This is a genomic window from Deltaproteobacteria bacterium (assembly GCA_029210625.1).
Classification (GTDB): domain Bacteria; phylum Myxococcota; class Myxococcia; order SLRQ01; family SLRQ01; genus JARGFU01.
Genome location: JARGFU010000033.1, coordinates 35632 through 44416 on the forward strand (window position 1 = coordinate 35632; position 8785 = coordinate 44416).

9 protein-coding genes are annotated in these 8785 nt (G+C 70.8%); 3 read left to right on the forward strand and 6 right to left on the reverse strand.

The annotated features are described in order from the left end of the window. Positions 1–837: a hypothetical protein gene (locus P1V51_22285; GenBank protein MDF1565780.1), complete on the forward strand. Its 837-nt coding sequence runs from the start codon at positions 1–3 to the stop codon at positions 835–837. Here P1V51_22285 and P1V51_22290 read toward each other — a convergent pair. Next, a complete protein-coding gene (locus tag P1V51_22290; GenBank protein ID MDF1565781.1) occupies positions 834–1625 on the reverse strand; it encodes a hypothetical protein in 792 nt (263 codons plus the stop codon). The genes P1V51_22285 and P1V51_22290 overlap by 4 nt on opposite strands. Before the next feature lie 21 nt (positions 1626–1646). After that, positions 1647–2498, reverse strand: a complete 852-nt coding sequence (locus P1V51_22295) for a hypothetical protein (GenBank protein ID MDF1565782.1) — start codon at positions 2496–2498, stop codon at positions 1647–1649. Positions 2499–2645: 147 nt separating this feature from the next. On the opposite strand from P1V51_22295, the gene P1V51_22300 reads away from it, so the two are divergent. Together P1V51_22300 and bfr are read left to right on the forward strand one after the other, a co-directional pair. After that, complete coding sequence (locus P1V51_22300; protein MDF1565783.1) at positions 2646–2885, forward strand: (2Fe-2S)-binding protein; 240 nt, start codon at positions 2646–2648, stop codon at positions 2883–2885. 34 nt (positions 2886–2919) lie between these two features. Beyond that, on the forward strand, positions 2920–3396 hold the full coding sequence (gene bfr, locus P1V51_22305) for a bacterioferritin (protein MDF1565784.1): 477 nt from the start codon (positions 2920–2922) through the stop codon (positions 3394–3396). Between the two features lie 114 nt (positions 3397–3510). Here the strand turns inward: bfr and P1V51_22310 are convergent, their stop codons facing one another. The 4 genes from P1V51_22310 to P1V51_22325 form a co-directional block, all read right to left on the reverse strand. Then, on the reverse strand, positions 3511–5757 hold the full coding sequence (locus P1V51_22310; protein MDF1565785.1) for a hybrid sensor histidine kinase/response regulator: 2247 nt from the start codon (positions 5755–5757) through the stop codon (positions 3511–3513). Beyond that, positions 5757–7691 carry a methyl-accepting chemotaxis protein gene (locus tag P1V51_22315; protein ID MDF1565786.1) on the reverse strand — a complete coding sequence of 645 codons (1935 nt, stop codon included), beginning with the start codon at positions 7689–7691 and terminating at the stop codon, positions 5757–5759. Before P1V51_22315 ends, P1V51_22310 begins: the two co-directional genes overlap by 1 nt. Then, positions 7688–8323 (reverse strand): chemotaxis protein CheW, encoded by a 636-nt coding sequence (locus tag P1V51_22320; protein MDF1565787.1) that lies wholly within the window; start codon positions 8321–8323, stop codon positions 7688–7690. The genes P1V51_22315 and P1V51_22320 overlap by 4 nt, the downstream gene beginning before the upstream one ends. Continuing rightward, a partial coding sequence (locus P1V51_22325) for a tetratricopeptide repeat protein (protein ID MDF1565788.1) occupies positions 8324–8785 on the reverse strand: 462 nt, incomplete at its 5' end.

Sequence of the window (8785 nt, forward strand, 5' to 3'; positions counted from 1 at the left end):
ATGAACAGGAAAACGAAGCTCGCCCTCATCGCCAGCCTGCTCCCGGCGCTGGCCATCGCCGAGGCCAAGCCCGAGGCCGAAAGCATGACCGTCCGCGCGGTGGCCGAGCTGGGCTACCTCGGCGTGCTCTCCCACGTCATCCAGCTCGATCAGGACGGCACCCTCATCGACTACAAGGCCGAGGGCGGGCAGGAGGTCCTCTTCCCGGTCAGCCGCTTCTCGATGGAGCTGGGGCTGAACGCGCGCCACCGACTGGTCTTCCTCTACCAGCCGCTGAAGATCGACACGGTGAACATCCTGCCCCGCGATCTGGTGATCTCGGAGGCGACCTACCCCGCCGGCACCCCGGTGCGCTTCGTCTATGGCTTCCCCTTCTGGCGGGCGAGCTGGCTCTACGACTTCGCCCCGGGCCCCGAGCGCGAGCTCTCCTTCGGCGTCTCGCTCCAGCTGCGGGACGCCACCATCACCTTCGAGACCCTCGACGGAACGATCCTGCGCAACAGCCGGGACGTGGGGCCGGTGCCCATCCTCAAGGCCCGCTGGCGGCAGCCCCTCTCCCGCTCCTTCTGGGTCGGCGCCGAGGCCGACGGCTTCTATGCGCCGATCAGCTACATCAACGGCAGCGACAACGAGGTGGTCGGGGCGATCCTCGACGCCAGCCTGCGGGCCGGCCTCGAGCTCGAGGGGGGGGCCACCCTCTTCCTCAACCTGCGCTACCTCGGCGGCGGCGCCGTGGGGCAGAGCGAGCCCGACGGGCCGGGGGACGGCTACGTGAAGAACTGGCTGCACTTCCTCACGGTCACCCTCGGGGCGACCTACGACCTGCAGGTCCTCTAGGGCGCGGGCGGCCCGGGGCGGGCGGCGAGCTCGAGGACGAGCCGGGTCTCCCCCTGGGCGACGACCTTCAGGGTGTCCTCTCCCAGGGAGAGGCCGTGCAGCGACGCGCCGACCTCGGAGGCCGGCCGGTAGGCGCGCAGCTCCCAGCGGGCCAGCTCGGGGGTCGCCTCGCGCCGCACCACCTCGTCCACCTCCGGGCTCGCCAGCAGGGCCGCCTGCAGCGCCGAGTGGCGGGCGAAGCCCACCCCGTGGATCTCGAGCGCCAGCCAGCGCTGGGCACCGGGGGCGTCGACCACCTCGGCGAAGCGCTCCTCGATCAGCTCGAGGAAGGCCTCGTGGATCTTCTCGCGGGTCCCGCGCCGGATGAGCTGGGCGTGCTGCTGGATCTCACCGCGGCGGGAGAGCCAGCGCAGCGAGAGCTCGCCCTCGAAGGGCTGGACCTCGTCGCGGGTCATCGGCTCCTGGCCCTCGAGGGAGCGCAGGGTGACCAGGCCCACCAGGACCTCGGCCTCTTCCCGGCTGTCCGGCGGGAGGACCCGCAGGCCCTTCGCCTTCAGCCAGCGGTGGACCCGCTGCTCCAGGGGATGCTCGGGCAGGGCCCAGCCCTCCGTCCCGCGCTTGGGCTTGCGCTGCCACCAGCGGCGCCTCTCCTTCGCCGGCGCCCGGGCCGGGTGGGGCTCGTGGACCTCCAGGCGGTAGATCACGCTGCGGCCCTCCTCCCCGGCGAGGACCGGCAGGCCCAGGAGGAGCGCGAGCACGAGGACGGCGGGACGGGCGAGGCGCTTCAAGATCCCCATCCTACTGCGAACTCACGAGCGGCGTTCGAAGGGCAGGATCGTCGGGCCGGTGGCGAGGTGGGAGAGCTCCGGGACGCGGGCGAGGTAGGGGCGCAGGCCCGGCGCGTCGAGCTCGAGGGCGCCGAGCATGGCGTCGGCGCGCTCGGGGTCGTTCTCTTGCAGGGCGAGGGCGTGGAGCAGATCGACCAGGCGCAGGGCCCGCACCGGCAGGATGGCCTCGGCGGCGCTCCGCTCGGCGATCGCGAGGGCGAGGAGCTCGTCCCGCCGCCCGCGGCGCAGCGCCAGCAGCATCCGCGGGGGCAGGAGCGCACCGCGCTGGGTCTCGGGGACCCGGGGCAGCTCGCGGCGCAGGATCACCTCGGCCTCCTCGAGGCGATCGAGGAGGATCAGCGGGGTGAGGGCGGTCGCCACCCCGGGGCCGTGGTAGGCGGCGAGCTGACCCTGGAACCAGCCCGCCTGCAGGAGGGGGAGGGCGAGCTCGACGGCCGCCTCCGGCTCGTCGAGGTGGAGGTGGGCCACCGCGCGGTTCATCAGGAAGCGCGCGCGCAGGTTGCGCAGCCCGCGGCTCTCGCGGATCAGCGCGTCGAAGATCGCGGCCGCCTCGGTGGGGCGGCCCTGGTTCAGGAGCACGACCGCCTCTTGGTTGCGCAGCACCAGCTTGCGCGCCCGGGCGAACTTCCAGAGGACCGCGCCCACCGAGCCGAAGGTCAGCAGCACCAGCACCGGGAAGATGGTCCACTCGAAGGGGAGGCCGGTCTGCTCCGCCAGGTGGAAGGTCAGCAGGGTGAGGAGGCCCAGCAGGCCGAAGATCGCCACCAGCAGCGCGACCACCAGGGGCAGGGGAAAGGGGCGGGGAACCTTCACCGGGCCACTCTATCCTCTTTCGGGGGGAGGAACGCGGCACGCTAAGTGGCCGTCAGGGAACAACAATTTATTTAGTTGCAAATGATTTTCAATTTCTTACAATGATCGGGCGAGGCTCTCTCGCTCCCCCTGCCGAAAGGTGAACCCATGATCGTCTGCAGCTGCAAGGCCGTGACCGACACCCGGATCCGCGACGAGGTGCGCGCGGGCGCCCGCACGCCCCAGGAGGTGGCGGCCCGCCTCGGAGCCGGCACCGACTGCGGCTCCTGCCGCAACCTCCTTGCCCTCATCGTGAAGCAGGCGCAGTCTCAGGAGCCCTCCGCCCAGGTCGATGCGTCGGCGCCCCTCTCCTGGCGCCACCTGCGCGACGCGCTGGCGGGGGCCTGACCCCACCCCCGCCATCTGCCACGGAGAAGCTCGCATGAAGGCTGCCGACCCCAAGATCATCGAGATCCTCAACGACGTTCTCACCGCGGAGCTCACCGCGATCAACCAGTACTTCGTCCACGCCGAGATGTGCGGCAACTGGGGCTACAAGAAGCTCCACGACGCCATCAAGAAGCAGGCGATCGACGAGATGAAGCACGCCGAGCAGCTCATCGAGCGCATCCTCTACGTCGAGGGGCACCCCAACGTGCAGCGCCTCGGCAACGTGCAGATCGGCCAGTCGGTCCACGAGCAGCTCAAGGTCGACCACGCGCTCGAGGTCCACGCCGTCCCGCGCCTCGCCGAGGGCATCGCCTTCTGCAACTCGGTCAGCGACCACGGCACCCGGATCCTGCTCGAGGGCATCCTCGCCTCCGAGGAGGAGCACATCGACTGGCTCGAGGCGCAGCTCGATCTCGTCGAGCAGGTGGGCATCCAGAACTACATGGCCGCCCAGATCTCCGACGAATAGCCCGGGGCAGCAGCGCGCTCCAGGCGGCGCCCAGCCGTCGGAGCGCAGCGGTCCCGTGGCTCGACCTGCTCGAGATGGGGGGTTCGGGGGGGAGCCGGACGCTCCCCCCGATCATCAGAGGAGCCGGCTCAAGACCTCGAGGAGGTCCTCCTGCCGGAACTCGCCCTTGGTGAGGTAGGCGCTGGCGCCGGCCTGCATCCCGCGCTGCCGGTCGTCGTCGGCGGCCAGCGAGCTGACCAGGACCACCGGCAGCTTGCGCAGCTTGTCGATGCCCCGGATCTCCTTGACCAGGGTGAGGCCATCCATCCGCGGCATCTGCACGTCGGAGAGGACGAGCTCGAAGCTCTCCTTGGCCAGGAGCTCCAGCGCCTCGACGCCGTTGGTGGCGACCGAGACCTGGTAGCCCACCGCCTCGAGGATCGAGCGCTCCAGGGTGCGGGTGGTGATCGAGTCGTCGACCACCAGGATCTTCCGCCGCCGCCGCTGCTGGGCCTCCTCGGCCCGGAAGAGGGGAGCGAGGGCGCCGCTGCGGCTGCGCAGCATCTCGTGCACGTTGACGATGGGAACGATCTGCCCGGTGCCGAGCACCGTGATCCCGGAGAGCACCGAGAGGCCGCGCATCTGCTCGGGCAGGGGCTTGGTCACGGTCTCCTGCTCGCCGACGATCTCGTCGACCACCGCCACCTCGGTGAGGCTGCCGGTGGAGAGCACCAGGGCCGGGCGGCGTGGGACGTTGGACGCCTCGGCGGGGAGCTCGAGGGCCTGCGCCAGGGCGAAGACCCCCAGGGGGCGGCCGCCCACGTCGATCACCTGCCCGTCGTCGACCTGCTGGATCTCGCTGGCCTCGATCCGGACGATCCGCTCCACGGTGGAGACGGGGATGGCGATCGACTCCCCCGCGACCTTCACCAGGAGGGAGCGCAGGGTGGCCAGGGAGAGGGGCAGCACCAGGCGAAACTCGGTGCCGATCCCGGCCCGGCTGCGCAGGGAGAGGCGCCCGCCGAGGGTGTCGACCGCCTGCCGGACCACCGCCAAGCCCACGCCCCGGCCGGAGACGTCGGTGATGGTCCCGGCGGTGCTGAAGCCGTGGTGGAAGATCAGATCGAGGGCCTGCTGGTCGTCGAGGGCCGCGGCCTCGTCCTTGCTCAGCAGCCCCCGGGAGATCGCCTTCTCCCGCAGGAAGTCGGGATCCAGCCCGCGGCCGTCGTCGGTGATGAAGACCTCGATGGTGCCCGCCCGGCTGGAGGCGGAGAGCTCGAGGGTGGCCTCCTCGGGCTTGCCCATCGCCCGGCGGGTCTCGCCGTCCTCGATGCCGTGATCGACCGCGTTGCGGACCAGGTGGTTCATCGGGGCCTTGAGCACCTCGATGAGGTCCCGGTCGACCTCGGTCTCGCCGCCGCGGATCACCAGGTTGACCTTCTTGCCCTGGTCGATGGCGATGTCACGCACCATCCGCTTGAAGGGGCTGAAGACCATGTCCACCGGTAGCATCCGGATCACCCGGATGTCGTCGCGCAGGCGGTGGGAGAGCCCCTCGAGGCTGCGGCCGTGGGTGAGCAGGTCCCGGTGGAGGGCCTCGGTGAGGCGCAGCGCGTCGTCGGAGAGTTCGCGCTGCGTGTCGACGAGGTGGCGCAGCTCGTCCTCGGCGCGGCCCCGCAGCTTGTCGCCCCGGGCCTTGGCCAGGAGCGAGCGGGTCCGGCCGAGGGCCTGGTGCCACTGCTGGATGGTCTCGAGGACCTTTCGGGCCTCGGCCAGGTGGGTGACGGCCAGGGACTCGAGCTGCACGAGCTCCTCGATGTCGGCGAGCTGCCGGTCGATCTTCTCGGTGGCCACCCGGACGCTGCGGGCGCCGCCATCGGCCTCGACGGCGCGCTGGACCGGGGCCGCCTCGCCCCCGCCCGCGACCAGGGGGCGCGCCTGGGCGACGACCTTCTCGACCTCGGCGTCGAGCTCGGTGAAGGCGCCGAAGCGCCCTGCGATGTCTGCGAGCACCTCGGGGATCTTCAGGTCCTCGGCGCTGGCGCCCAGGCAGACGACGTCGAGGAGCCGGGTGCAGAGATCGAGGTAGCGGTAGAGGGAGGCCAGGTTGTCCGAGGTGATGCGCTCACCGTCCTCCACCAGGGTCGACACACACGACTCGAGGTCGTGCATCAGGGCCAGGAGCGCCTCCGAGCCGACGGCGCCCGACGCGCCCTTCAGGGAGTGGGCCGCCTTCATCACCTCGGCCAGACGAGGCCCTCGCTCCTTCTCGTCGCGCTCGACCTCGAGCAGCATCTCGCTGATCTGCTGGAGGTTCTCGGAAGCCTCGGCGTGGAAGATCTCCAGCAGCTTGACCGAGGCCTTGGCCTTCCGGGTACCCATCAGCTGAGCCGGTACCGAGAGGTGGAGGCCCGCAGCTGCTCCGAGATCGCCGTGACGCTCTGGGAGGCCTGCTCGGTCTGCCGGATGGCCAGGAGGTTCTGGCGGGAGAACTCCTCGATGCCCGCCATCGCCGTGGCGATCTGCGAGACCCCGCCGGCCTGCTGCTGGGCCGCCGCCGAGATCTGCCGGGCCGAGTCCGCCGAGCTGCGGATGGTCACCGCCAGCTCCTCGACGATGGTGCCGGCGCCCTCGATGAGCTCGACACCGCGCTCGACGCGCTTGCTGCCCTCCTCGGTCACCATCACCGCGGTGTGGGTGGCCTGCTGGATCTCCGAGAGGATGGCGCGCACCCGCTCGGTGGCCTGGCGGCTCTGCTCGGCCAGGTTCTTCACCTCGCCGGCGACGACGGAGAAGGCCTTGCCCTCCTCGCCGGCCCGGGCCGCCTCGATGCTGGCGTTGAGCGCCAGGAGGCTCGACTGCTCGGCGAAGTCGTCGACGGTGGCGATGATGGTGCCGATCTGCTGGGTCTTCTCGGAGAGGTCGAGGATGGTGGTGGCGATCTCCTCGACCTGGCTGCGTACGCCGACCATGCCCTCGACGCTCTTGTCGACGGCGTCCTTGCCCTGGTCGGAGACCGCCAGGGAGCTGGAGGCGTTGCCCACCACCCCGGTGGCGGTCTCGGAGACCTGGTTGGCCGTGCGGGTGATCTCCTCGACGGTGGCCACGGTCTCGGCCACCGAGGCGGCCTGCTGCTCGAGGGAGGCGGCCTGCTCGGCCACGGTGGTGCTCATCTCGCCGATCGTGCTGACCAGCGCGGCGGCCGCCTCGTTCACCTGCAGGGAGATCTCCCGCAGCGATTCGGTCATCTGGTTGAACGCGCTCCCGAGATCGGCGAGCTCGTCGGTGGTCTTCACCTGCACCAGGGTGGTGAGGTCACCGGAGGCGATCTTGCGGGTCCCCTCGATCAGCCCGGTCACCGCGCCGACGATCACCGAGGAGATCCGCTGGGCGACGACGATCGAAAAGACGATGATCAGCCCGAAGACGATCAGCAGCTGGGTGGTGGCGAAGTCGGAGGAGCGGGTGTTCTCCTCCTCGAGGGAGTGCCTCGCCTCCTCGGAGAAGCCGTGGAGGGCGTCCATGGTGTCGCCGATGTTGGCGGTCACCTGGGAGAGCTCCTGGATCAGGCCCTCGTACTCGCTCTTCGCCGCCACGGCGGCCTTGAAGCTGACGAGGTAGGCGTCGATCTTCTCCTGGAGGAGCTGACGGGTCGCGGCGTCGGAGACGTCGCTGCCGACCAGCTCGCGGAGCACCCCGGCCTGCTGCTCGGCGCGCTCCACCTGCTCCTGCTGACGCTCGAGGAGGTACTCCTGCTCGGCCCGCCGCATCCGCAGGAAGGCGAGGGTCATCTTGCTGGTGGAGAGGCCGGCGGAGAGCTCCTCGAACTCCCGGGCCCGGTCCCGGAACGCGCCGAGGTGGCCCGAGTCCTGGCTCCCGAAGGCCTCGAAGGCCGCGACCGCGGTGTCGAAGACCTCCTTGTAGCGGGTGGCCTGCGTCCGGGCCTCACCCAGGTTGGCCTCCAGCATCGCCCGCGCCTCGACGTCCTCGACGTCTCCGATGGTCGTCAGGAGCTGCTGAGCGAGGGCCTCGTAGATGTCGAGGAAGGAGTGCACCCGGTCCACCGGGGTCACCAGCTCGTCCTCCTCCCCCCCGGCGCCCTTGCCGAAGAGGTAGAGCTGACCCTCGTTGGTGGCGAGCACGACCTGCTCGTGCATCAGGTCGCCGACCCGGACGAGCTCCTCCATCCGCCGCTGCTCGGCGGTGTTCTCCTCGATGTTGCCGAGGAGGTTGATCAGCAGGCCGATGACGAGGAGCAGGCCGGCGATGATCACGCCGAACGCGAAGTAGAACTTGCGGCGAAGGGGCCACTTCATGGTGTCACCTTGAGGGGGGAGGGGCTCGGGGTCTCGCCCCGGCCGGGGGCGGCATTGAGGGAGGAGAGCAGGGTCTCTCCATCCAGGACGATGGTCATGTCGGGGGCGATGCCCCGGATGAAGCCCGCGGCGTCACGCTCGGGCGAGGAGAGGGTGTCGAGCTCGAGGCGGACGATGTCCTCGGCCCGGTGGGTCAGGATCGCCAGGTGGCGGGAGCCGTGCTTGAGCAGGACGGCGCGGCGGTACTCGACCTCCGCGTCGGCCTTCACGCCGAGCACCTCGACGAGGTCGGCGACCGGGACGATGACCCCCTGCACCTGGATCACCCGTGAGAGGCGCTTCGGCGCGGTCGGGAGGGTGGTGATCCAGCGCGGCGTGACGACACCGCCGACCAGCGCCAGGTCGATGGCGCAGCGGGAGCGTCCGATCCAGAACGCCAGGTGCTCACGCCCCCGATCCTCGATCGCGACCCGCTCGGTCCGCGCCAGCTTGATCGCCCGCGCGCGCAGCTCCCGGTCGATCTCGGCCGCGCTCAGGGTCTGGTGGTCGAGCTCGTTCTTCTGCTCGAGGATACGGGCGCGGATCGTGTCCCAGTCGATGGTGCGGCGCGCGGCGTCTCGTCGGTCACTCATCTATTGGACCCTCCCTCGTTCGGCCATGCGGTTGAGCTGAGATCCGGCGATCTGGGCCACCTCTTCCGGGGAGAGCTCTCCGGGGTGGACCGCGGAGCTCCCGCCTGCGGCGAGCACCAGGGCGTTGCCGAGGGCCTGGCGGGCGCCCTCGAGGTCTCCCCGCTGCTCCAGGACCATCCCCAGGTGGAGGTGGGCGGCGGCCCGGCCGTCCTCGAGGTAGATGCACTTGCGCAGGTGCTCCTCGGCCCCCGGGAGGTCACCGCTCTCCAGGTGGAGGACGCCGCCGAGCAGGTAGGCCGTGGGATCCATGGGGTGCTCCCGCAGGTACGCGGCGAGGCCGAGCAGCGCCTCGTCGTGATCCCCCCGGTTCGCCAGCCGCCGCACGCTCTCCAGCGAGAGGGAGCCGGACCCCGCGCGCGGGGCGGGTGGCGGGGGCGGCGGCGGGCGGCGAGGGGCGGGCGC

Coding starts and splice junctions, on each gene's coding strand:
- P1V51_22285 (MDF1565780.1), top strand. CDS start 1: ATGAACAGGAAAACGAAGCTCGCCCTCATCGCCAGCCTGCTCCCGGCG.
- P1V51_22300 (MDF1565783.1), top strand. CDS start 2,646: ATGATCGTCTGCAGCTGCAAGGCCGTGACCGACACCCGGATCCGCGAC.
- bfr (MDF1565784.1), top strand. CDS start 2,920: ATGAAGGCTGCCGACCCCAAGATCATCGAGATCCTCAACGACGTTCTC.
- P1V51_22310 (MDF1565785.1), bottom strand. CDS start 5,757: ATGGGTACCCGGAAGGCCAAGGCCTCGGTCAAGCTGCTGGAGATCTTC.
- P1V51_22315 (MDF1565786.1), bottom strand. CDS start 7,691: ATGAAGTGGCCCCTTCGCCGCAAGTTCTACTTCGCGTTCGGCGTGATC.
- P1V51_22320 (MDF1565787.1), bottom strand. CDS start 8,323: ATGAGTGACCGACGAGACGCCGCGCGCCGCACCATCGACTGGGACACG.